The sequence below is a fragment of the Solibacillus kalamii genome (assembly GCF_002174535.1).
GTDB lineage: Bacteria > Bacillota > Bacilli > Bacillales_A > Planococcaceae > Solibacillus > Solibacillus silvestris.
The window spans coordinates 78,323-101,180 of record NZ_NHNT01000011.1 but is presented as its reverse complement, the minus strand read 5'-3'; the positions used below and the strand labels follow the sequence as shown (position 1 = coordinate 101,180).

The 22,858-nt window shown below is 38.4% G+C and carries 22 protein-coding genes; 16 read left to right on the top strand and 6 right to left on the bottom strand.

The window, feature by feature from the left end:
- Window positions 1–70: 70 nt before the first annotated feature.
- The gene (locus tag CBM15_RS14900; protein WP_008405898.1) at window positions 71–427 is read left to right on the top strand and encodes an N-6 DNA methylase family protein; all 357 of its coding nucleotides are present in this window, start codon (window positions 71–73) and stop codon (window positions 425–427) included.
- A 95-nt stretch (window positions 428–522) separates the two neighbouring features.
- Here CBM15_RS14900 and CBM15_RS14895 read toward each other — a convergent pair whose 3' ends face one another.
- Both CBM15_RS14895 and CBM15_RS14890 read right to left on the bottom strand, forming a co-directional pair.
- Entirely contained in the window at window positions 523–2,235 is a 1,713-nt protein-coding gene (locus CBM15_RS14895) for an ABC transporter ATP-binding protein (RefSeq protein WP_087618115.1), read from the bottom strand.
- Window positions 2,232–2,966, bottom strand: coding sequence for a MerR family transcriptional regulator (locus tag CBM15_RS14890; RefSeq protein WP_014822481.1), 735 nt, complete (start codon window positions 2,964–2,966; stop codon window positions 2,232–2,234). The genes CBM15_RS14895 and CBM15_RS14890 overlap by 4 nt, the downstream gene beginning before the upstream one ends.
- A gap of 360 nt (window positions 2,967–3,326) precedes the next feature.
- On the opposite strand from CBM15_RS14890, the gene CBM15_RS14885 reads away from it, so the two are divergent.
- From CBM15_RS14885 to CBM15_RS14860, 8 genes are all read left to right on the top strand, one after another.
- Window positions 3,327–4,889 carry an NlpC/P60 family protein gene (locus CBM15_RS14885; RefSeq protein WP_239534858.1) on the top strand — a complete coding sequence of 521 codons (1,563 nt, stop codon included), beginning with the start codon at window positions 3,327–3,329 and terminating at the stop codon, window positions 4,887–4,889.
- 127 nt (window positions 4,890–5,016) lie between these two features.
- Window positions 5,017–5,418, top strand: coding sequence for a DUF948 domain-containing protein (locus tag CBM15_RS14880; RefSeq protein ID WP_087618113.1), 402 nt, complete (start codon window positions 5,017–5,019; stop codon window positions 5,416–5,418).
- Window positions 5,419–5,789: 371 nt separating this feature from the next.
- Complete coding sequence (locus CBM15_RS19635) at window positions 5,790–5,912, top strand: hypothetical protein (protein ID WP_008405893.1); 123 nt, start codon at window positions 5,790–5,792, stop codon at window positions 5,910–5,912.
- Between the two features lie 25 nt (window positions 5,913–5,937).
- Window positions 5,938–6,060: a hypothetical protein gene (locus tag CBM15_RS19630; protein ID WP_008405892.1), complete on the top strand. Its 123-nt coding sequence runs from the start codon at window positions 5,938–5,940 to the stop codon at window positions 6,058–6,060.
- A gap of 447 nt (window positions 6,061–6,507) precedes the next feature.
- On the top strand, window positions 6,508–7,071 hold the full coding sequence (gene ahpC, locus CBM15_RS14875) for an alkyl hydroperoxide reductase subunit C (RefSeq protein ID WP_087618112.1): 564 nt from the start codon (window positions 6,508–6,510) through the stop codon (window positions 7,069–7,071).
- Window positions 7,072–7,298: 227 nt separating this feature from the next.
- Window positions 7,299–8,855 (top strand): alkyl hydroperoxide reductase subunit F, encoded by a 1,557-nt coding sequence (gene ahpF / locus CBM15_RS14870; RefSeq protein ID WP_087618111.1) that lies wholly within the window; start codon window positions 7,299–7,301, stop codon window positions 8,853–8,855.
- Window positions 8,856–8,954: 99 nt separating this feature from the next.
- Complete coding sequence (locus CBM15_RS14865) at window positions 8,955–9,248, top strand: RNA polymerase alpha subunit C-terminal domain-containing protein (RefSeq protein ID WP_087618110.1); 294 nt, start codon at window positions 8,955–8,957, stop codon at window positions 9,246–9,248.
- Window positions 9,249–9,335: 87 nt separating this feature from the next.
- Window positions 9,336–9,557, top strand: coding sequence for a hypothetical protein (locus CBM15_RS14860; RefSeq protein WP_014822485.1), 222 nt, complete (start codon window positions 9,336–9,338; stop codon window positions 9,555–9,557).
- Window positions 9,558–9,700: 143 nt separating this feature from the next.
- Here the strand turns inward: CBM15_RS14860 and CBM15_RS14855 are convergent, their stop codons facing one another.
- Entirely contained in the window at window positions 9,701–10,573 is an 873-nt protein-coding gene (locus tag CBM15_RS14855) for a MerR family transcriptional regulator (protein WP_087618109.1), read from the bottom strand.
- 180 nt (window positions 10,574–10,753) lie between these two features.
- Here CBM15_RS14855 and CBM15_RS14850 point away from each other — a divergent pair, with 180 nt between their 5' ends.
- Complete coding sequence (locus CBM15_RS14850) at window positions 10,754–12,955, top strand: MMPL family transporter (protein WP_087618108.1); 2,202 nt, start codon at window positions 10,754–10,756, stop codon at window positions 12,953–12,955.
- A 46-nt stretch (window positions 12,956–13,001) separates the two neighbouring features.
- On the opposite strand, the gene CBM15_RS14845 is transcribed toward CBM15_RS14850, so the two are convergent.
- Together CBM15_RS14845 and CBM15_RS14840 are read right to left on the bottom strand one after the other, a co-directional pair.
- Window positions 13,002–14,741 carry an ABC transporter ATP-binding protein gene (locus CBM15_RS14845; protein WP_087618107.1) on the bottom strand — a complete coding sequence of 580 codons (1,740 nt, stop codon included), beginning with the start codon at window positions 14,739–14,741 and terminating at the stop codon, window positions 13,002–13,004.
- Window positions 14,738–16,480: an ABC transporter ATP-binding protein gene (locus CBM15_RS14840; protein ID WP_008405882.1), complete on the bottom strand. Its 1,743-nt coding sequence runs from the start codon at window positions 16,478–16,480 to the stop codon at window positions 14,738–14,740. The genes CBM15_RS14845 and CBM15_RS14840 overlap by 4 nt, the downstream gene beginning before the upstream one ends.
- Before the next feature lie 594 nt (window positions 16,481–17,074).
- Here CBM15_RS14840 and CBM15_RS14835 point away from each other — a divergent pair.
- From CBM15_RS14835 to CBM15_RS14820, 4 genes are all read left to right on the top strand, one after another.
- Window positions 17,075–17,584, top strand: coding sequence for a putative periplasmic lipoprotein (locus tag CBM15_RS14835; RefSeq protein WP_087618106.1), 510 nt, complete (start codon window positions 17,075–17,077; stop codon window positions 17,582–17,584).
- A gap of 17 nt (window positions 17,585–17,601) precedes the next feature.
- Window positions 17,602–19,182, top strand: coding sequence for an amidohydrolase (locus CBM15_RS14830; RefSeq protein WP_087618105.1), 1,581 nt, complete (start codon window positions 17,602–17,604; stop codon window positions 19,180–19,182).
- A gap of 75 nt (window positions 19,183–19,257) precedes the next feature.
- Window positions 19,258–19,764 carry a DNA-deoxyinosine glycosylase gene (locus CBM15_RS14825; protein ID WP_193433802.1) on the top strand — a complete coding sequence of 169 codons (507 nt, stop codon included), beginning with the start codon at window positions 19,258–19,260 and terminating at the stop codon, window positions 19,762–19,764.
- A gap of 84 nt (window positions 19,765–19,848) precedes the next feature.
- The gene (locus CBM15_RS14820; RefSeq protein WP_014822491.1) at window positions 19,849–20,319 is read left to right on the top strand and encodes a DinB family protein; all 471 of its coding nucleotides are present in this window, start codon (window positions 19,849–19,851) and stop codon (window positions 20,317–20,319) included.
- Window positions 20,320–20,396: 77 nt separating this feature from the next.
- Here the strand turns inward: CBM15_RS14820 and CBM15_RS14815 are convergent, their stop codons facing one another.
- Window positions 20,397–21,167 (bottom strand): TSUP family transporter, encoded by a 771-nt coding sequence (locus CBM15_RS14815; RefSeq protein ID WP_014822492.1) that lies wholly within the window; start codon window positions 21,165–21,167, stop codon window positions 20,397–20,399.
- Window positions 21,168–21,299: 132 nt separating this feature from the next.
- Here CBM15_RS14815 and CBM15_RS14810 point away from each other — a divergent pair, with 132 nt between their 5' ends.
- Both CBM15_RS14810 and CBM15_RS14805 read left to right on the top strand, forming a co-directional pair.
- Window positions 21,300–22,019 (top strand): YjjG family noncanonical pyrimidine nucleotidase, encoded by a 720-nt coding sequence (locus tag CBM15_RS14810; RefSeq protein ID WP_087618103.1) that lies wholly within the window; start codon window positions 21,300–21,302, stop codon window positions 22,017–22,019.
- Between the two features lie 58 nt (window positions 22,020–22,077).
- The gene (locus tag CBM15_RS14805; protein WP_087618102.1) at window positions 22,078–22,746 is read left to right on the top strand and encodes a nuclease-related domain-containing protein; all 669 of its coding nucleotides are present in this window, start codon (window positions 22,078–22,080) and stop codon (window positions 22,744–22,746) included.
- The last annotated feature ends 112 nt before the right edge of the window (window positions 22,747–22,858 follow it).

Here is a 22,858-nt window from a genome sequence, read left to right as displayed (position 1 = left end):
TAAAAGTTAGAAATTCATCGGTACAATCCGTATAATAAAACTAATGATAGTTGAAATGGAGTCGTTAACGATGAAAACATTTAGCTTTAAATTATTTGGTGGCTATAAGGTGTCGCTTGATAAAACGGATATAACAATTGACTATGCTGGCGAAAAGTTTCTATTTATAAATAAATCAAAGCCTCGGATGAAAACAATTTCATACAATGACATATTGAGAGTCGATTACAAGGAAGCCGGTATGACATTCGGCTATGTGCGTCTCATTACAGCGGAAAATGCCCCATATGTAAGCAGTACGTATGTTGCTCAGCATGATGAAAACGCCTGGATGGTTGAAAAAGATGAAATTAGCTTTTTAAATGAAGTATTGGATATCTTGAAAAAACATTGTAAGCATATACAGTTTGCTCAATTGAAAGCTTAGAAATGAAATACAGCACGTCAAAAGTAAATTTACTTTTGGCGTGTTTTTCTATAGGGGAAAAAGTGCTGCGAAGTTTCCTTCGAGCACTTTTCATGCTAAATCACTTGCATTTTAGACCATAGCTGCTTGTAGTATGAATGTGAGTTAATAAGCTCTCCATGAGTACCTGCGCCAGACAGCTGCCCGTCTTCAAATAGTAAAATCTGGTCGGCATTTGTAATTGTAGAAAGACGATGTGCGATAATGACAGTCGTTCGGTTCTTCATCAATGCCTGTAAAGCAAGCTGGACTTCACGTTCAGATTCATTGTCCAAATTCGATGTCGCCTCATCAAGCAATAATATTTGAGGGTCGCGTAGAATCGCACGGGCAATTGCAATCCGTTGCTTTTGGCCGCCTGATAGTTTAATGCCACCTTCACCAACTTCGGTTTCGAGTCCTTGTTCAAGTGCCATAACAAAATCGTAGGCATATGCTGCCCGCAATGCTTCCACAACTTGGTCGTCTGTTACATCGTGTTGACCATACAAAACATTTTCACGGATCGAGCCATTCATAAGGGGGGCGTCTTGCGTCACATAGCCAAACAGTTTCCGCCATTCGTATAAATCATACTGTTCAATAGTTGTCTGCCCATATAAAATTTTGCCCTCTGTTGCTTCATAAAAACGCTCGATTAATGAAAACATCGTCGTTTTCCCGCCGCCACTACTGCTAACAAATGCCGTTGTTTTGCCAGAGGGAATCGTAAAGTTCATTCCTTTTAAAATGGGCTGGTCAGCATATTGAAACTTTACATTTTGAAAAATAATATTTTGTGCAGACGCAGGAATTGAAAGGCCGGATATCTTTTCGGTTGCCTGCGCAATGATTGCTTGAATACGTTCTGTTGCACCAAGTGCTTTCTGTAATGCTGTAAAAAATGTTGCCATTTGTGTAAAAGGAATGATGATTTGCACAAGGTAAATCATTATCGCAACAAGCTCCCCTGAAGAAATCGCTCCTGAAGATACTTGTGTGCCCCCATATCCGAATAAAAGTATTAGGACAATCATCATAATGAGTGTCATGATCGGGGATAAAATAGCCAGGATTTTCGCTTCTTTTAAACCAAATCGGTAAAGCTGCTCAATGCGAGTTTCACCCCGTTCTTTTTCCAAAGTTTCGGTTTGCGAAGATTTTACAAGTCGGATATTAGATAACACACGTCCCAGGTGTCCACTGAATGAAGCAAGCTCATCCTGATTAGCCTTGGCGATCTTATGCATTTTTTGTCCAAGTGGCAATGTCACAAAAATTGCAAGAGGTACGGCGATTAACATAAGCAGAGTCATTTTCCAGTCAATCCACAGTAAAATGGCAATCGCGCCGATAATAGAAAAAATGCCCGATACAAAGCTTACGAGATGGTCGGTCACGAGTTCTTTTACGACACTCGTATCTTGTGTAATACGGCTCATCGTTTCACCGGATTCATGTGCATCAAAGTAAGGCGTTTTTAAATATAAAATATGCTGCCAAAGTGTGTTTCGTAAATTCGCAACAATCCGTTCACCGAGCATACGCATTAGAAAATAGGTAAAACCACTTAGAACCGCCTGCACGACTAAAATAAGTGCAACGGCAGTGACCGCTGTCCATGCAAAACCTGTCGTCGAAAAATCGTTGATCATATTCATTGTAAATAATGGTACAGCAAGCGAAGCAAGTGTTTCGATAATACTTAATACAAAAACAATGATGACGAGTTTTTGTGGGAATTTACTTTTTTTAATGAGCTCCCATAATTGCTTTAGTTTAACGTTCATGTAATAACCTCCTCTAATATGTTCAATCGTGCAGCTTGCTCCAATAGCCAATTTTCTTCTTCACTAGTAAGCGGAATCGCAAAGAGCCAGTTATCAAAATCTACGGTTGCATGCTTTTCAAATTCCTGTGCAATACTTTTGGTTAATTCTTGCGGAATAATAGAAAATAGCCGTTCGATCAGTTCTTTTAGCATCGTGTCTTCCGGTGGAGCTTGATAAGCCTGCTTAATTTCGTGGAGACTTTCAATATAACGTCGATTTATTTCGATAAAATTTATATCTAGAAAATTGTATATACGTTCAATGAGCGGCTCCGAAATATATTGCCTCAAATAATCCTTTTGCGCATCCTCTGTCAGTAAACTGTGAATAACGAGCAGTAATGTAGTAGAATCAACGGCCATATTTCCTTGATGGATATGAATAGCTGTATCAATCGTTGCAAGCATTTGTTCCAGCTGCTTTTTCTTCTTTAGTAACTGCAATTTTTGATGTTCCAAAGATTGGAGCAAAGAATCATCTTTTTTGAGCAGCTCTTTAATTTCCTCTAGAGAATAATCAAGATATTTGAAAGTCACAATCTTTTGGACAGTTATGATATTAGCGTCATTATAATAGCGCTGACCGCCTTCAGAAATACGGGCAGGTTTTAGTAAACCTTTCTCTCCGTAATAGCGTAAAGTCCGAATTGTAATGCCGGTCTTTTTAGAAAATTCCCCGATTGAATACATATTCCTCACTCCTTATATGTAGTATAAAAGCTGACGTAACGTAACATGCAATAAAAACATTTGAAAAATATTAATATAATGAATTCGCTGTTAACTAAAAGGAGCCTGTAGTACAAAAAAATAATGTGTTAACTTAGCGAAAGTTGTCATATTATGTTTCACGTGAAAAAATTCCAACTGAAAATGAACCAATTAATTAAGGCTTAATAATAAAAATTTGTAAAAATCTAAAAATAGTGACGAAATAACATAGAAAAAAAATACAATAAATACTATTATATTTAGAAAGAAAGGTAAAATCATACAGTTCTAGGCAAAATTTAATACTATGGGGGCTAAGGGAAAATGGGACGTAGGGATATGAATATGATCAGGAAAGTTTTAATTCAAATTGGGGTAATTTGTCTGTTGGTTGCAGCTGCGGCAAATACAGGCTATGCCCAAATATTTACGGATGTGAAAAGTGACTCTAAACTTAATGAAGAGCTTACAGTGTTAAATAATTTAGGTGGAGTAATACAATCGCCAAATGATACTTTTCGTGCCGATGATCCAATAACAAGGTATGAAGTGGCGGAGTTTATCGTACGCACACTGCAAATCGATTTAGAAATGAGTGCAATTCCTACATATTTAGACATTCCGGCAGAAGATCCTCGAATGCCTGTCATTGCAGCAATTACTGAGCTTGGGATGATGACAGGGTATGAAGGGAAATTTAATCCGGATGTAAAATTAACACGTGCACAGGCGGTGAAAATATTGGCACCTGCGTTTCAGTTATCGGGACAGACAGCCATTCCATATACGGATATTACAAAAAATCATAATGCAGCACCTGCGATTGCAGCTTTAGTAGCAAACAAAATTGTATTCCCGGCAAAAAACGAAAAGTTCAATCCAAGTGATATGATGACGCGCGGGAATTTTGTTTCGTATCTTGCAAGAATAGTTGAGCCATCACTAAGACCTACCGAACCTGAACAGCCTGTGTTCCAAAGCTGTGTAAAAGAAACGGCGAAAAAACGTTATGTAGTCGATGTCGCAGTAACGAATTTATGGAATAAACCTAACCAGGCACGTGCTGTTGATTACCCTTCGACAAAAAATCCGGTAGAAATGCAAAAATGGATTTCATCATTAAGCCTGTTGCAAAAGAAATGGCTTGTTGGACGTACGGATACCCAGGCATTATATGGCGATGAAGTAACGTTGCTTGAAACGAAAGGAAAATGGCAACGTATTGCGGCAAAAGACCAATATGTACCGTATTTAAAAGCAGGTTATCCTGGATGGGTTCCACAATCTCATGTTGTGGAAACGAATAAAAACTATGATGATTGCGCCATTGTGATTGTTACTGCTGATAAAACGAATCTGTTAGAAAATGATGCGAAAACGAAGTATTTACAAATTAGTTATGCAACAATTTTGCCGGTGATTGATGAGACTGCGAAATATTATTATGTAGAGACACCAGGTGACGGGGTTAAACTATTAAAGAAAAGTGCAGCCAAATCCCATGCATCCTATAGTGAAGTTCCAAAACCGACAGCGACTACAATTATTAATGAAGCGAAGCGATATTTGGATTTGCCTTATCTATGGGCAGGAACCTCTTCATGGGGCTATGACTGCTCGGGTATTTTGTATGCTGTATTCCGTACACATGGCATTATGATTCCGAGAGATTCATTCTATCAGGCAACTGGCGGGAAGGCTGTTGCAAAGAAGAACTTAAAGCCGGGGGACCTTGTATTTTTTGCGTATAATGGCGGAAAAGGGAAAGTATATCATGTTGGACTTTATATTGGGAATGGTAAAATGTTACATGCACCACATTACGCATCAAAAGTAAAAATCGAATCAATGAATAATGGTGTTTACAAAAAGAACTACTCAGGTGCAAGACGTTATCTATAAAAGCAGGCATATTTAAATGAAATTTTTCGTTTCTTTTTAACTTATATGACAAAGTATTTAGTGTATTGTTAGGAGTAAGTTGGGTATAAGTAAGGAATAAAGGAATTTTAATAAGGAGGCATATTTTATGAATCCATGGTTTTTAGCAGCTCTCGTTATATTAGGAATTGCTGTAGTTCTGTTAATCGTATGTATTGTTGCAGTAATTGGACCGATAAAAAAAGTTGTAACTCTGTTATTGGCACATGCTGAAGGAATGAAAAAACAGCTGAACCCTATTCAAACCGAAACAACAAAATTAACAACAACAGTCGATCGTATGAAAGCGGATATCGAATTTAAAAAAGAATCTGTCCAGTCTGTCATTCAATCTATCAAACATACAGGTGATGTATTAAACCAAGTGAGCGATGTCTCACACGATGCTACTGAGAAGGTTATGAAGAAAGCGAACAATGATCCAAAACGACAAGCCGAAGTAGAACGTTGGACCAATACTGCAATGGGTATTATTCAGCGGAAAGCATAATAGGAAAGGGATGTATAATTTTATACATTCCTTTTTTATTTTCATTTACAGTATTGAAAATGAAGAAACGGCCAATTAAATATGAACGCAATTTTATATGTAAGCGTTATTATTCTGTACTAGAACAGAACTTGCTGGCTTACTATTTATTCTTCTATTTTTTGTTTGAAACCTTGAATCCAGGACTTTCACAAAGTGTTCAAAGAAATCAGATAAATTATGAACACATTGTGAAAAGAGGGATTTTAAGGTTTCATTTTAAATAAATTAGAGTAAAATAGAAAACAGAAAGAGTGTTATATAACAATTCGCAACTGTCACGGAACAATCGACTATTTATAATACAGTTTTATAAAAAAGGAGAATGAAACATGTGGGTAGTAACGGTATTTAACAATATAAACGATATTCGTATATTCGAATATACGACAAAAAATGAAGCGACGTCCAAGTTAGAAAAATATACAAATGCAATATTATCATATACAAAATAAAGACTTTAAAAGGAGCGGAAACAATATGTGGGTAGTAACAGTGTTCAATAATCCAAATGACATTCGTATGTTCGAGTACACAACGAAAAGCGAGGCTGCAGCATTTTTAGCGAAATACAAAAATGCTGTGCTGTCATTTACAAACTAGTTAAAGAAAGGTCTATGCAGAAAGTGAAAGCTTTCTGCATAGGCCTTTTTTATTTGTAAGGTAATATCGAGAGAAGAATTGTCTATTTTTCTCGTTTATAAGAAGGATCATATGTTAATCGAGAATGGCAACTATTAGAAAGAGTACTAGCTGCTAGTTAAAGTGTGAGGGAAGAATATTAGTTATAGGATATTTATCTCCATTCAAATAAAATATACAAAAATAATGTATTATAGACAAAATTTTATTCTAAAGTACAATTTTATTGCGTTAACAATCTTAATACTTTACTGTTTGATATTAATTTGTAGGTTTTAAAGAAGAATTTCATGAATTTAGGTCGCTGAAGGTTGACGAAATATTACTAATATAAGATAATTCTAGATGGTAATAATAATTATTTTATAATAATTATTTCATTGATATATGTATAGGAGGAATTTTAAAATGGCATTAATCGGTAAAGAAATCGCACCATTCGCAGCGAAAGCATTCCAAAAAGGTGAATTCATCGACGTAACTTCAGAAAACTTCAAAGGACAATGGTCAGTAGTATGCTTCTACCCAGCAGACTTCACATTCGTTTGCCCGACAGAGTTGGAAGACTTACAAAACGAATATGCTACTTTAAAATCTTTAGGAGTGGAAGTTTATTCAGTATCGACTGATACACACTTCACTCACAAAGCATGGCACGATACTTCTGAAGCAATTGGCAAAATTGAGTACATCATGATTGGTGACCCATCTCATACAATTTCTAAGGCATTTGACGTATTAAACGAAGAAGATGGTTTAGCAGAGCGCGGTACATTCATCATCGATCCAGACGGTGTTGTACAAGCATTAGAAATTAATGCTGGCGGCATCGGCCGTGACGCTTCGATTTTAGTGAACAAAATTAAAGCAGCTCAATATGTACGTAACAATCCAGGTGAAGTTTGCCCAGCTAAATGGGAAGAAGGCGGCGAAACTTTAACACCAAGCTTAGATTTAGTAGGTAAAATCTAAGAAATCAATTACGCCTTTGCGTAATTAAATAACAACAAGTAAGCGACAAAAAACAACCGTTACGGCTTGATTTTTGTCGCTCTGTTTTTAAATAGGGAAAAGAAAGGTAAGCTCTCTATCTTCTAATTTAATATGAAAGAGGTGAAAGGTTTGCTGTATTAGAGAGAGAATGGCCGCTTATTTTTCGGGAGAGAACGGTAAGTGGTATTCATACAGCAGCTTGTGCAGTGTTAGATAATCAAATTAAAGCGCAATTACAACAGTATTTATCAATGCTGGAAGGTGATTTATTAATTAAAGTGAGTGTTAATGACGACAAGACGTCGCAAGAAATGCTCAATTTAGTTGAAGAGTTGGAAAAGATGTCTCCGCGTATTACGGTGCAACATGCTTTATTAGAACGTACACCAAGTTTCAGTATTAATAAAGTAGACGAAGGAGAATCTGGTATTACATTTGCCGGGTTACCACTTGGTCATGAATTTACATCATTAGTTTTAGCGCTTTTACAAGTTTCAGGACGTGCACCAAAAATTGATGCAGCAGTTGTAAAGCGTATTCAGGCGATCAAACAGCCGTTGAAGTTTGAAACGTATGTAAGTTTAACTTGTCATAACTGCCCGGATGTAGTGCAGGCATTAAACATTATGGCGGTTTTAAATCCGAATATCTCGAACACGATGGTCGAAGGTGGAGCATTCCAATCTGAAATTAAAGAGCGAGATATTATGGCGGTGCCTACTGTATATTTAAACGGCGAAAACTTCGGTGGTGGTCGTATGGAGCTGGAAGATATTTTAACAAAGTTAGGTGAAGTATCAGACGGCTCGGAATTTGCAGATAAAGAAGCTTTTGATGTATTAGTAGTAGGTGGCGGTCCTGCCGGTTCGGCAGCTGCGATTTATTCGGCGCGAAAAGGGATTCGTACAGGTATTGTAGCCGATCGCTTCGGTGGTCAGGTTAACGATACGTTATCGATCGAAAATATTATTGGAACAAAGGCAACAGAAGGTCCGGCATTTGTATCAAGCTTAGAAGCACATGTATTAGACTATGACATCGATGTGATGAAATCCCAACGTGCTGCAAAGATCGAGAAAAAAGATTTTATTGAAGTAACGTTAGAAAATGGCGCGGTATTAAAAGGGAAAACAGTTATCCTTTCTACGGGTGCTCGTTATCGTCAACTAGAGGTGCCTGGTGAGGAAGAATTTAAAAATAAAGGTGTTGCGTATTGTCCGCATTGTGACGGTCCGATTTTTAAAGGGAAAGATGTAGCGGTAATCGGTGGCGGTAACTCTGGTGTAGAAGCGGCTATCGACCTAGCGGGTATTGTAAATCATGTTACGCTAATACAGCGTAACAGTGAGTTGAAGGCGGATAAAGTGTTACAAGAGCGCGTTTACAGTTTAAAAAACGTTACAGTCATTACGAATGCTTTAACTACTGAAATTACAGGAACGGATAAAGTGAATGGTTTAACGTATAAAGACGTTGCTACTGGTGAAGAAAAGCATATTGAATTACAAGGTGTATTCATTCAAATTGGTTTATTGCCAAATACAGAGTTCCTTAAAGGGACGGTAGACATGAATGCGCATGGTGAAATTATTGTAGATAACCACGGGGCAACAAATATTCCGGGAGTCTTTGCTGCAGGTGATTGCACGGATACGGTGTATAAGCAAATTGTCATTTCAATGGGTTCTGGCGCAACAGCAGCTTTAGGGGCATTTGACTATATGATTCGAAATGTTGATTCACGTGATTTTGTAAAAGCATAAATAGAAATCCGTTGTACGTAAAATCGTGCAACGGATTTTTTTGAACGGTAGAATAATGGAGATTAGATAAAACTTTAACTGAAAGAGGAGTTGATGGTAATGGTGAAAAGGGAAAGGACATTGCGCATTTGTCCGGTGGGTCATCGGTATTATAAAAGTACTGATTGTGGAACATGCCCTAAATGTGAGCAGGCGAATAAACCGTCAGAAGGATTTTTATCGCGTTTATCCTCACCTGCATGTAATGCACTGCTAAACGCAGGGATTACCGAGTTGGCGCAGCTTGCTGATTATACGGAAAAAGAAATTTTAAAATTGCATGGTATTGGACCTGCGACATTGCCTACATTAAAACATGCGCTGGCAGAGAAAGGCTTAGATTTTAAAAGTTAAGAAGACAGGTATTTAAAAGTAAAAAGTGTAACGAACTCTTTTTTCGGGTAAAGGATAGAAGACTATTCGAAAAGGAGGCTTTTATCAATGAGAGACGATAAAATAAAGCATAAAAAGCTTGATAATCCGGATTTATTAAATACCGAAAAGGAAAGCATTTTCGATATAGATGAGGAAATGAAATTTGTGGATCCAATCCCGGTGGAAGAATTAAATGATCAAGTAAAAGATGAGAAACATAATGCGAACACGAAAACGACATCAGGCAGTGAACGCAAAAACCAGCCGGATGAAACGAAAGATGCGTAAAATTAAAACTTAAAAAACAGTATAGACAGTCTAAAGATTGACCATTTTGCGAATAAGCAAAGTGGTCAATTTTTGATTCCTGGAAACAAGCAGAAAAAAGCTCGCTGTAAATGGAAAGTACAGTGACTCAGTATACAATATTGCTAAAGGTTAGCGGGAGGAAGGATATCCTCAATTGTTCGTGCTAATTTTAATGCTTTTAATTGGAACTGTTCATAAAATCGTTCTGTACCTGCACCCCCTATAAAAAATGAAATATGTTCGTGAACTTGTGCCAATTTTTCAAGTGTGTGAACGGATTGGGCAAATTCGTTGTATGCAATCTCAGTTGATCCGGTTAGCAAAACAATAGCTGGCTTCTTCAGGGCGATAGCAGATTGTATTGCTGTTGGAGCAGGTGAAGGACCGAGCATTAATGTACGGTAACCTCGCAACATACATTGAATAAGCAAAATTTGCATTGGGATTTCATGTCTCTCTCCAGGTAGACAGCTCCCTAACGCGAGTGGCGCATCGTCCGGAACAAAAAAGTGTCGACGAATGTGGCTTAAAAAGTCACGCACTGTTTGACTGCTAATGGCTTCTTGATATTCCCCCCATGCTTTTTCGCACCAAAGCTGTCCGACTTCATGAAGGAAGGGAACGACAATGTCCTGAATCAGCTTCTCTACTCCGAATTTATGGTGGGCTTGTTCTAGCAAATGCAAAATTTCATGCTCATTTGCTTCTGTACCAGCCTGGATCAGTGCTTTGTGGAAGAATGATACAGGGTCTGCTTCTGGTATATCCTTATTTTTAATGTAGTGATCTACCGCCTGTTTGATTGTCATACCGCTATTTATATATTGTTTCAGCTGCATTAACGTCTGAACTTCATCTTCCGTATACACTCGATAGCCATTGTCTAATCTATCGGGTTGAATGATTTGGTAGCGATCTTCCCATTTTCGGATCAGTTGTTTAGAAAGATTTGTTAAGTTGGATACTTGTTGTATCGAATAAGTCTTTTTAGTCATATTTACCACCTCCTAAAGTGATCCTTTATTAAACTCTATTCAACCGAAAAAGAAAGTACTTGTCAAATGTTTTTCGTATATTGTACAATGTTTGTATAACTTGAGTTAAGGGTACCATAAAATGTCATGAGTACCTTGTAATATTTGGAGAGCTAAAAAGAAGAAGAGGGAGGCTATGTTATGGCTAAACATCCATTGGAAAAATGGGGAAGTGTAATGGGCGGTAAAAAAACACGTTGGATAGTTGTTGCATTATGGATTATGTTTGCGGTTGTGTTTGCACTTATCTTCCCGCAAGTTAATAGTGTTGAAAACTATTCGGGTGATGAAATCCCTGATACTTATACTTCGATTCAAGCAGGAAACATTATGGAAGAAGAATTCTCGTCAGATAGTGGTATACCACTATTAATTACTTGGTACAACGAATCAGGTCTTACAGAAGAAGATCTGACAAATATTCAAGGGTTATACAAACAACTGGCAGATGAGCCGTTAGATGGGCAGGAAACAATTCCGCCATTCCATGAACTTCCCGTTACAGCATTAATGGGTTCACTTTCTGAGAACGGTGCAGCACTTGTCACACCTGTGTTCTTCTCAACTGAGAAAAACTCAGATGTTTTAAAAGAAAATTTAGCGATTATTCAAGAACGTACAGAAAGCCAATTCGGTGAAAATCCGTATGATACAAACTTGGAAGATGAAGGACTTCATGCCCGATTTTCTGGACCGGTTGGTATCTCAATTGATGCGACAGATCTTTTCAAAGCAGCTGACGTACAACTTATGATTGCCACTGTAATTATAATTTTAGTCATCTTATTAGTAATTTATCGTTCGCCAATTTTAGCGATTATCCCGTTAGTAGTAGTAGGGATTGCATATTTAGTTGTAAGTCCTTTACTGGGTGCGATGGCTGAAAATGGATTGATCGATAAAGATGCGCAAGCGGTAGCGATTATGATTGTTTTACTGTTTGGTGCAGGTACGGACTATTGTTTATTTTTAATTACACGTTATCGAGACATATTGCTGACTGAAGATAATAAATTTACGGCATTGGCATCGGCTGTTCGTGAATCAACAGGCGCAATTGTAATGAGTGGTTTAACAGTTGTAATCGGTTTAGCGACATTGGCATTGGCAGATTACGGCGCATTCCAGCGTTTTGCCGTTCCATTCAGCTTTGGTGTATTAATTACAGGATTTGCTGTAGTTACATTGCTCCCTGCCGTTCTTGGCATTTTAGGCCGTGCAGCATTTTGGCCGTTTGTTCCTCGTACGGAGGAAGCTGAAAAAGCGAATGCAGAAAAGAAAAACAAACCATATAAACCACGTAAACCAAATCACCGTTATATGCGTGCGATTGGTGAATTTGTTACATCAAAACCATGGCTTGTCATTATTGTAGCGGGAGCGGTTTTAATCGGTTTAGCATTCGCTTCCACAAATATTAAATACAATTACGATTTAATATCTTCATTCCCTGAAGATATGCCTTCACGTGAAGGATTTAAAATTATTGAAGAAAACTTTACACCAGGTGAATTGGCACCGGTTCAGTTATTAATAGACAGTGAGGGTACTGATCTGGACATTACAGAGCAACTGTTAAGGCTTCCATATGTCGGTGTAGTAAAAGAAATGCGTACAGGTGAGACAAATAACAATATCCAACTTTATGAAATCGATTTGGATAAAAATCCATATTCGAATGAAGCAATGGATGATGTTGAGCAAATGAAAGACGATGTTAAGGGAATTCTTGCGGATAGCAATCTGAAAGACGGCCAATTCTGGATAGGGGGCGAAACGAGCTCTCAACTAGATACAAAAGTTGTTCAGTCGGGCGATGAAAACATTATTCAGCCTGTTATGATTATTATTATTTTCATCGTATTATTAGCTTACTTACGAGCTCTAATTACATCAATTCAATTAATGGTAACAGTAGTGATATCCTTCTTCTCTGCTTTAGGTGCAGGTTGGCTGATCATCCATTACGGTTTAGGACATGAAGCAATGGCAAGTTCGATTCCGCTATATAGTTTCGTATTTATTATTGCATTAGGTAACGACTATAATATTTTCATGATTTCTGATATATGGAAAAACCGTAAACGCGGCGCTGCGCATAAGCAAGCTATTTCAAATGGTATTGCTTCAACAGGTGCAGTTATTACGTCAGCAGGTCTGATATTAGCGGGTACATTCCTAGTATTGGCATCATTACCAATTCAGCTATTAGTACAATTCGGTATTGTTACAGCGGTTGGGGTACTGCTTGATACGTTTGTCGTACGTCCATTGCTCGTACCAGCCCTTATTACGGTATTTGGTAAGTGGTCATACTGGCCGAATAAAAAGCTTAAAGAATAGCAAAAAGCGTACAGCTCCCTAATGAAGGGGGCTATACGCTTCTTTTTTATGAAGAAGTTAATGAACCGGATTGCAGGCGATACATAAGTTCATACTTACCGCCAAGTGCGACAAGTTCATCATGGCTGCCTAGTTCAACAATTTCACCACGGTCCAATACTAAAATTTTATCTGCATTTTTAATAGTGGAAAGTCGGTGGGCGATAATAAATGTCGTACGTCCCTTTTTCAATACATCCATTGCGTGCTGAATAATTTCCTCTGTTTCTGAGTCGATATTCGATGTCGCCTCATCCAGAATAAGAATAGCCGGATCAAATGCAAGCGCACGCGCAAACGAAATTAACTGGCGCTGTCCGGAAGAAAGGGTACTTCCTTTTTCAATAACAGGCTCATCAATTCCTTTTTCGAATTTCGATAAAACACGTTCGCCTCCGACTGCTTCTAGCGCTTTTTCAACAGTTTCTCTTGAAATTCGCTTATCATTTAGGCTAATGTTCGAGGCAATCGTTCCGGTGAACAAATACGGATCCTGCAACACGATTCCCATATGTTCGCGGATCGCTTGGCGAGGAAGTTTCGTAATATCTTTCCCATCAATGATAATTCGGCCTTTTTGCGGGTCGTAGAAGCGGAACAGTAAATTCATAATTGAGCTTTTCCCTGAACCTGTATGACCGACAAGTGCGATCGTTTCGCCTTCTTTTGCTTCAAAGTGAATATTTTTCAATACATATTCATCATTTTTATAGGCGAATGATACATGATCAAACACAACATTTCCTTTATAGCGTTCGATTCGTTCTGTACTTACAGCTTCCCCTTGCTGATCAAGCAGTTCAAATACCCGAGATCCTGCAACTAAAGATCGTTCCAGCTGAGAGAACTGGTTGACTAAGTTCGTAATCGGATTGAACAGGCGCGTAATATAATCAACAAACGCATATAGCGTACCGGCTGATACTGCTTCAGGCATTGTCATTGATTGGGTGCCGAAGTAATAAACGAAAACTGCAAACATTCCAAGACGTAAAATATTTACGAGGTTATGTGATGTCGCAGAGTCCAGCAATAAAAGCTTACGGTTGTATTTGTAATGTTCATCATTCATCTCGTCGAACTCTTGCTTCATCTGTTCTTCACGGCGGAATGCCTGAATGATCGTCATCCCATTAATCGATTCGTTGATCATTGCGTTAATGTCAGCAATTTTTGTTCGAATAATATGGTTGTACTGGGAAGCGAATTTCCGGTATAAAATCATCCAAATATAAACAATCGGAACAAGCAATAGAGCAAACAGTGCCATTTTCCAATTTAGTATAAATAAAGCTATATATACCCCTGCAATGGTAATAAAGCTGTTCGCAAATTGCGAAAGTACAGTTACATACAGGTTGCGGATTGCCTCTGTATCATTTGTGACACGGGCTACAACTTTACCGGCCGGCAGGTTATCGAAGTATTCAATTGGTAGCTTTTGAATATGACCGAAAACATCCTTCCGTAACTGCTGAATAACGAAGTTTGCACCTCGTTGTAAAAAGATGAACATTAAATATCGGAACACTGCTGTCAGAACAGACAATAAGAAGAAAATCGATAATAAGATTGCAATCGGTTCTACTTCCAGATTACCCGGTTCCATATGATGGTCGATAATATATTTGGCAATGAACGGTCCGGCAATATCTGTTGCAACGGCAATTGTTAATAAGGCTAATCCGATTAAAATCGGTTTTTTAAATTTCAAAGCATACAGGTACAGTCGTTTTGATGTACTCATTGCTCCACCTCCTCAAGCTGCTGGCGGTCAAACTGCTCTTTGTACCAACCACCTAAGCGTAGAAGCTCTTCATGTGTACCTCGTTCAACGATATAACCATCATCCAGCACGATAATTTCATCCGCATGCTGAATACCTGACAGGCGGTGAGTTGAAATGATCGTCGTTTTTCCAGCGCGCTCTGTTTGTATATTTTCAATGATTTTTGATTCTGTTTTCGCGTCGACTGCTGATAAAGAATCGTCCAAAATTAAAATTTCCGGATCTTTAATTAAGGCACGTGCGATTGATACACGTTGTTTTTGACCACCTGATAAAGATACGCCTTTTTCACCGACAAGTGTTTCAATGCCAAGCGGTAAATTTGATAAATCTTTTTCAAAGTCGGCTAAACGAATGGCTTCCTCAATTTCGCCAATCGTAGCATCCTCTTTCCCGAATAAAATGTTTTCGCGGATTGTGCGGGAAAATAGTACATGGTCCTGTGGCACATAGCCGATCCAGTCCAATATTTGTTCTTTTGTCATTTGTGCCAAGTCCGTATCATTAATGGCGATTTGCCCATTGCCTAAAGGATATTCACGTAACAGTTGGCGAATAAATGTTGTTTTCCCTGCACCTGTTTTACCGACAATACCGAGTGTCTGCCCTTTTTTCAGATTCAGTGAGATTTGCTGCAAGTTTTTTACCTGAGATAGAGGATACTGGAATGTAAATTCAGAAAACCCTATAGAATTTGGTACTTGGTGCGTCATTGGTGAAGGAGGGTTTTGAACATCCGCTTCATATTCCAATGTATCCTGTACACGGTCAAGTGAAGCACTCCCTTGCTGCATGACATTGATCAGCTCGCCAATAGCAAACATTGGCCAAATTGCCAAACCTAAATATACGTTGAATGAAACGAGCTGACCGACCGTTAGCTCAGAATTCGAGACAAGAACAGCACCATAGCCCAATGCGATTACATAACAAATGCCAGTTCCAATTTTTGTGATTGGCATAAAGAGTCCGTTAATATAAGCGACGCGCATGTTTTTGGCAAAAATGTTTTCGCTCATTTCAGCGAAGCGTTCTTCATCTTTTCCTTCTTGAACGTACGCGCGGATTACGCGAGTTCCCGCAACAGATTCCAACACATTGTCATTCATCTCTCCGAATGCATCCTGTGCTTTCATATAACGTTCATGAACAATTTTTCCTAAATATTGAATGATTAGAGCCATGACAGGAATCGGGAGCATCGCGAAAAATGTCAGCTTCCAGGAAATGAAAAAGCCCATTGCTAAAATAATCAATGCCATATAGACCGTCGAATCAATGAGTGTCATAATACCAAAGCCAGCTGTCAATGTTACGGCATTCAAGTCGTTTGTAGCTTTTGCCATTAAGTCACCGGTACGGTTTTTTTCATAAAATGTAGGAGTCATTTTTAAAAACTGGTGCATCAGTTTTTTACGTAATATACGGTCCAGTGCGATCGAACCGCCAAACAGCTGGTATTGCCATATGAAGTTTAAAGCGTAGCTCACGATGGCAGCGCCAATAACGAAGCCTACATACTTCAGCAGCTGCATCTGATCCATATCTCCATTTGTCATGTCATCAATGGCTTCCCCTAAAATCCATGGCGGCAAGACTTCGATAAAGCTCGCCAGCATAAGGAGCACAATCGCAATTGTATATTGCTTACGGTACAGTTTTAAAAACCACTTTAATTTCACAAATACATTAAACATTACGTATACCTTCTTTCTTCATTGTTGATCGTGTTGCTACCCATCATCGTATCGATCCATTTTTAATAGTTTTCGCTGCCAAATGATAGTCATATAAAGCCCTCCTAAAGTATTGTTACACTAAAATGCATCGTACATTTTCCGCGGATATTTAAAAACCCGGCCAATGCAAACAAAAAAGACACCTATTCCGATTTTTCGAAAAGGTGTCAAAACGAAAAGGGCACAGGGGGAGTCCACACCTGTGCTTTTTATTTACAAGTACGTGCGAAATTAAAACAAAAGTTCAGGTTAGGGCAATATGAAATTGTCGTTGTTGAAATTGGTAACTTTACAATTGGTGTCATCATATCCCTAAACTCCTTTCCTTGTTTTAATTTATTTAGTGTTCCTTAATAATATTGGAGGTAATTACCATTGTCAATATTTTTTGAAAACATTTTATTTTCAGTATCGAAATTTAATGGTTTACTTATATTTAGATAAACTTAGCTATATTTTGAGCGTAACAAGTACTTAGAAAAGTCATCGGAAGTTTGAAAATTGTTTATTTATTCTGTATCTTGAAAGTAATACATCAAAAGGAGTGAGGCAATGATGAAGAAATTGTTATTGGTCATGTTATTTGCGCTCGTGCTCGCAGCGTGCGGGACAAAAGAGATGAGTGATGATGTAAATAATGTCCCGGGAAATAATACAGACAATGTGACACAAGGTAGCTCTAAAGTGAAAGAGGAAAAGATTACATTATATAAATCAGATGAGAATGCAGAGAATACCGTTCCATTTGAAGAAAATTTCAATAGCGATGACGAAGAACTGGTGCCGTTTATTTTTTCAACAGTAAATGAGCATGATGTAGTGTTGCTTGACTATACAATGGGAAATAAGGATAAGAGCTTAGTGCTTAATTTAGGTGACGATATATATACGATTCAAGGTTCTGCAGGTGCCAATATGTTTGTTGAAACGTTAGCACGCTCTTATTTTGAGAATTTACCTGAATTGCAGGATATCACGTTTATTTATAAAGGATCAGATGAACCGATTCTCGATCATATGAATATAGGTGAACCATATGCACGACAAGATTTTGATATGTAGATGGGGGATAGCGGAAGATGAGGCAGCTATGGACTAATGGCACAATATATACGATGGAGCAAGAAGGGGCGACCGTTCAGGCAGTGCTTGTACAAGATGGTAAAATCGTGGAGACAGGAGCTTTCGACGATTTACTAGTATATGCAGATGATGTTATCGACTTGCAGGGCGCAGTTATGTACCCCGGCTTTGTAGATAGTCATCTCCATATGATTGGACACGGTGAAAAGTTGATGCGTCTTGATTTGACAGTAGCAACAAGTGGGGAAGAGCTAGTGCAACTGGTTAAAAATGCGGCAAGCCAACTACAGGATGGGCAGTGGCTCATTGGGGACGGATGGAATGAAAATCAATTTACAGATGGCCGTATTCCAACGAAAGAGGAATTGGATGCAGTAACAAAAAACCCTCTATTCCTTAATCGTGTGTGCCACCATGTTGCTTTAGTGAATTCAACCACACTTCATTTAGCGGGTATTACAATAGATACTGAAAATCCCGAAGGCGGAAAGATTGGACGCCATGAAAACGGTGAGCTGAACGGATTGTTGTATGAACAGGCAACGAATCTAGTGTCATCACTATTCAAGCAAGAGGGAGAAAGCTATATTGAAAGTTTAGCGGAAGTATTGCAGCTGGCCATTGAACATATGCAATCCTATGGTTTAACCGGTGGGCATACAGAAGAGATGGGCTATTACGGCCATTATACGAATCCGCTGACTGCCTATCATAGCGTAATAGGTGAACGAAAGCATTTCCGTGTTAATTTATTGCGACATCATACGGTATTTGAGGAAATGGTAACGGACAATGCACAATTTGATGAGCCATTCATCGAGGCCGGTGCGATGAAAATTTTTGCGGATGGTTCATTAGGTGGCTCTACGGCTGCATTATTGGCGCCATATGCAAATGATGAACATAATAAAGGGATGCTCATTCATACGGATGAACAAATGGAAGCACTCATACAATTAGCACGGAAGTATAATGAAGTCGTAGCCATTCATATAATCGGTGATGGCGCAATGGAACAGGTGCTTCAATATTTAGAGAAATATCCTGTAGCTGACGGGAAGCGCGATCGCCTGATTCATTGCTGCATCGTATCGGAAGAACATCTTGCCCGAATGAAGAAGCTGTCGATTATATTGGATTTGCAGCCGGCCTTTGTTACATCGGATTATCCATGGGTAACAGAGAAGCTTGGTGAAAATCGCCCTGGTCATCATTATGCGTGGAAAACGTTTATAGAAGAAGGTTTAATATGTGCGGCAGGTACTGATGCACCGATTGAAGCGATGAGTCCATTTGAAACAATTTATGCGGCAGTGGAGCGAAAGAAACCGAAAGATACACATGAAGGCTATAATGCTGAACAAAAGCTTACCCGTTTTGAGGCAGTGAAAATGTACACCGTTGGCAGTGCCGAAGCAATTTCTAAAGAAGACGAACGCGGATATATCCGACAAGGGTATGATGCCGATTTTACAATACTCGATACGGATTTAATGAACTGCAGCCCTGAAGAAATTTTACAGGCCAATGCATTATTGACCGTTGTAAATGGATCAATTGTATATAAAAAAGAATAATAGAGTGAAAGAACCGCATACCTATATGTGGTTCTTTTATCTTTAAAATAACTGTAAAGAATGGTGGGAGTTGTGATGGAGCTAATCCAAAATATATTACCTCCGATTGTGGATGGGAAAACGAAAGTGCTTATTCTTGGCTCAATGCCAGGAAAGCAGTCACTGGAAAAACAGCAATACTACGGCAACCGACGGAATCATTTTTGGCCGATTATAGGAAAGCTTCTAGCAATCGATATTCAGGAAGACTATAACGAAAGAATCGCACTTCTTCGTAAACATTGTATCGGGCTATGGGATTCCATCGAAAGCTGTGAGCGTGAAGGCAGCCTGGATGCAACAATAAAAAATGAAATACCGAATAACTTTTCGGAGCTGTTTAAAAAATACCCGCAAATACAGCTTGTCCTATTTAATGGCGGGAAAAGCTTTGATGTTTTTAAAAGACATATTGGGCTCCAAGTATTGGACGGACGGGCATATAAAAAAATGCCATCAACAAGTCCGATTCCAGGGAAGAATATTAAAACCTTTGATGAAAAAGTAGAAATATGGAGCATCGTGCTAGATTATTTATCTTAATCAAAAATCTTAAATGTTGATTGATAGCGCAATACCATCTTATTCGGTATGATAAAAACAAATCGTTGTAAAGGGGAATTGTTAATGTATCGTGTAGCTGAAGATTTTGTAAAAGATTGGGCAATTTCATCAAAGGGTGCATTGAAAGTAATGCAAGCTATTCCGGATGACAAAATGCATATTGCCATCGTAGATGAGCACAATTCATTAGGATGGTTATCATGGCATTTAGTAAGTGTAGCAGGCGCATTCGGCCATTTTGCGGGATTGCAAATTCCGGGTCCAGGTCCTGATATGCCACAGCCAGAAACAATGGCTGGAATTATAGAGAAGTATGAAATGGTGCGCGAAGCGTATAAAAAAGAAGCGGCAGCATTAACAGAGGAACAGCTTTTAGAAGAAGTACCTGCTTTTGGAGGAATGATGAAGCGCGGTGAATTACTCGGCAAAGTAATCTCACACCAAACACATCATATTGGCCAAATGACAGTATTACTTCGCCAAGCAGGCTTAGCAGTGCCTCCAGTAATGGGACCTACAAAAGAAATGCAATAAGAACTCAGCCCCGAATATATTTCGGGGCTTTTTAAATGAAAAAAGATGCCCAAGTATAAGTTGGACATCCGGTACAATTATTTCAAGAAAAAATCATAGCTATTTTTTGCAAGTAATGTAATTGTGACGATGATGAAAAGGACACGAACATAGCCGCTTCCTCGCTTAATTGCAAACCGTGAACCGACAATCGCTCCAACAATTTGAGCGGCCCCCATAATCAAGCCATATGTATAATTGATTTGCCCTAAATAGATAAACATTAAAAGCGCCCCGATATTACTCCCAAAATTAAGGAGTTTTGCATTACCGGCTGCCTTTAAAAAATCATAGCCGACCATCAGAAATGCAAAAATCAGGAATGACCCAGTACCAGGACCTAAAAACCCATCATAAAAACCAATCAGTGAAATCACTAAGAAAAATAAAATATACTTTGTTTTTGAAAGTGATTTGACCGCCGAAATACTGCCCCAATCTTTTTTGAAAATTGTATAGACAGCTACAGCTGCCAGCATAATCAGCATTAAAGGTTTCAATAAGTTTGGATCAAGTAAATGGACAATCCAAGCCCCGATCATCGAGCTAATAAAAACCCATGGGAAATACTTCATGACAGATTTAATATCTAGCTTTCCAGACCGATAAAAGGTAATAGTACTCGTTAAGGATCCCATTGTCCCGGCGAGTTTGTTTGTTGCAACAGCTGCAGAGGGACTTAGCCCTGCAAACATTAATGCAGGCAGTGAAATAAGGCCACCGCCTCCCACAACAGAATCGATAAATGCTGCTAAAAAACCAAAACAAATTAAAATAATAACTAGTTGTGGGTCTAACTCAAATCCCATAAAAGAACCCTTCTTTCTTCACATTGAGCAATACACTCATGCTATCGAAAATTAGGAGTAGTGTAAATAGTTAAAATTGTGATTAGATTATGATAAGCTAATATATTAGTATAATGGAAACGGAGTACACAAATGAAGGAATATCAATTTTTATTATTTGACTTGGATGATACATTATTGGATTTTAAAGCTGCCGAAAAGTTGGCACTGCCGAAGTTATTTGAAGCATATCAGCTTCCATTGACACCCCAGACCGAGGATGTTTACCGAAAAATTAATACGGGCTTATGGCGCTCGCTTGAAGAAGGGCTGATCACTCGTGACATTTTAATGGAAACCCGATTTGGCAAGACATTTGAGCATTTTGGCATTGAAGTGGATGGCAAGGCATTGGACGCTGAGTACCGAGGCTATTTAGCGGAAAGTAAAGTGTTTGTTGAAGGCGCATTGGAGCTGATTCATACATTGGAACCTGAGTATGAACTGTATATCACATCGAACGGGTTGGCCGAGACACAAATGAAACGCCTCCAAGTGACAGGCTTGGCACCTTATTTTAAGCAAGTTTTCGTTTCGGAAAATACAGGTTATCAAAAGCCGATGAAGCCATTTTTTGATTATGCTTTTGAACGAATTCCAAATTTCGACCCGAACAAGGCGATGATCATTGGTGATTCCTACAGTGCTGATATTATCGGTGGCGCAAATGCCGGAATCGATACATGCTGGCTTAATCCGTTTAATGCGGTACCATCAACAATTCGGCCAACTTATGAAATACAAAAGCTGGATCAGCTTTTGCCGATTATAAACAGTCATAAAGCCAACTCTCAACAGCCTATAGAAATTTAGTAATGGCACTAGTGTTATCTAAAATGAACTGCGTTGACGCAGACAAGGAGTGAACGCAATGACCTTATTTTTATTGGTCGTTCTAATTGCGATTATTGGTTACTTTATTTTTAAATTATATACTCATGACAATACAACATTTTATCAATTGACCGGCTATTCCTATTTTGATGTGCTTATGAATAAGAGTGTCCGAATATCCTATCAGCTAGTAAAGGAATTGGAGCATGTTCAAGGTATAAAAAAAGTAATGGTGAATCTCCAACTTCCTGTTCATAATGAAGTCCAAACAATTGATGCACTTTTACTTCATGAATCAGGGATCTATGTAGTAAATGTGAAAGATAAATCAGGCTGGATTAATGGAAGGGAGCAGGGTATTGAATGGATTGAGCTATTACATAAAAATAAAAAACAAGTATTTAATAACCCGATCCATGAAACAAAACGTTTAACTCATGCATTAAAAGACCAGCTGCCTGAAGTAGACGGTACATTTTTTGGAACGCTCGTAGTTTTTACGAATGGTTGCTCATTTCAGCAGATTGAAGTTCAATCTTCAAATGTAGAAGTGCTAAAAATGGCGGAATTAAAAAAATGGGCAAAAACACTTGAAGGAAAACGATTATCAGAAACAGAGATTGAAAATGTGTACACAGCATTAGAAGCCTTTATGCACGGGAAAAATACGACATTACATTCAAAAACCGCTACACCGACAAAGTAAACAGAGCGAAGTAGTTTTTTCTACTTTGCTATTTTTATGGGGAAAATTTATAAAAAAATCCAATATTTTATTAACTTTTTGCTCTCTTCATACGTCTAATAAATAGAAGAGG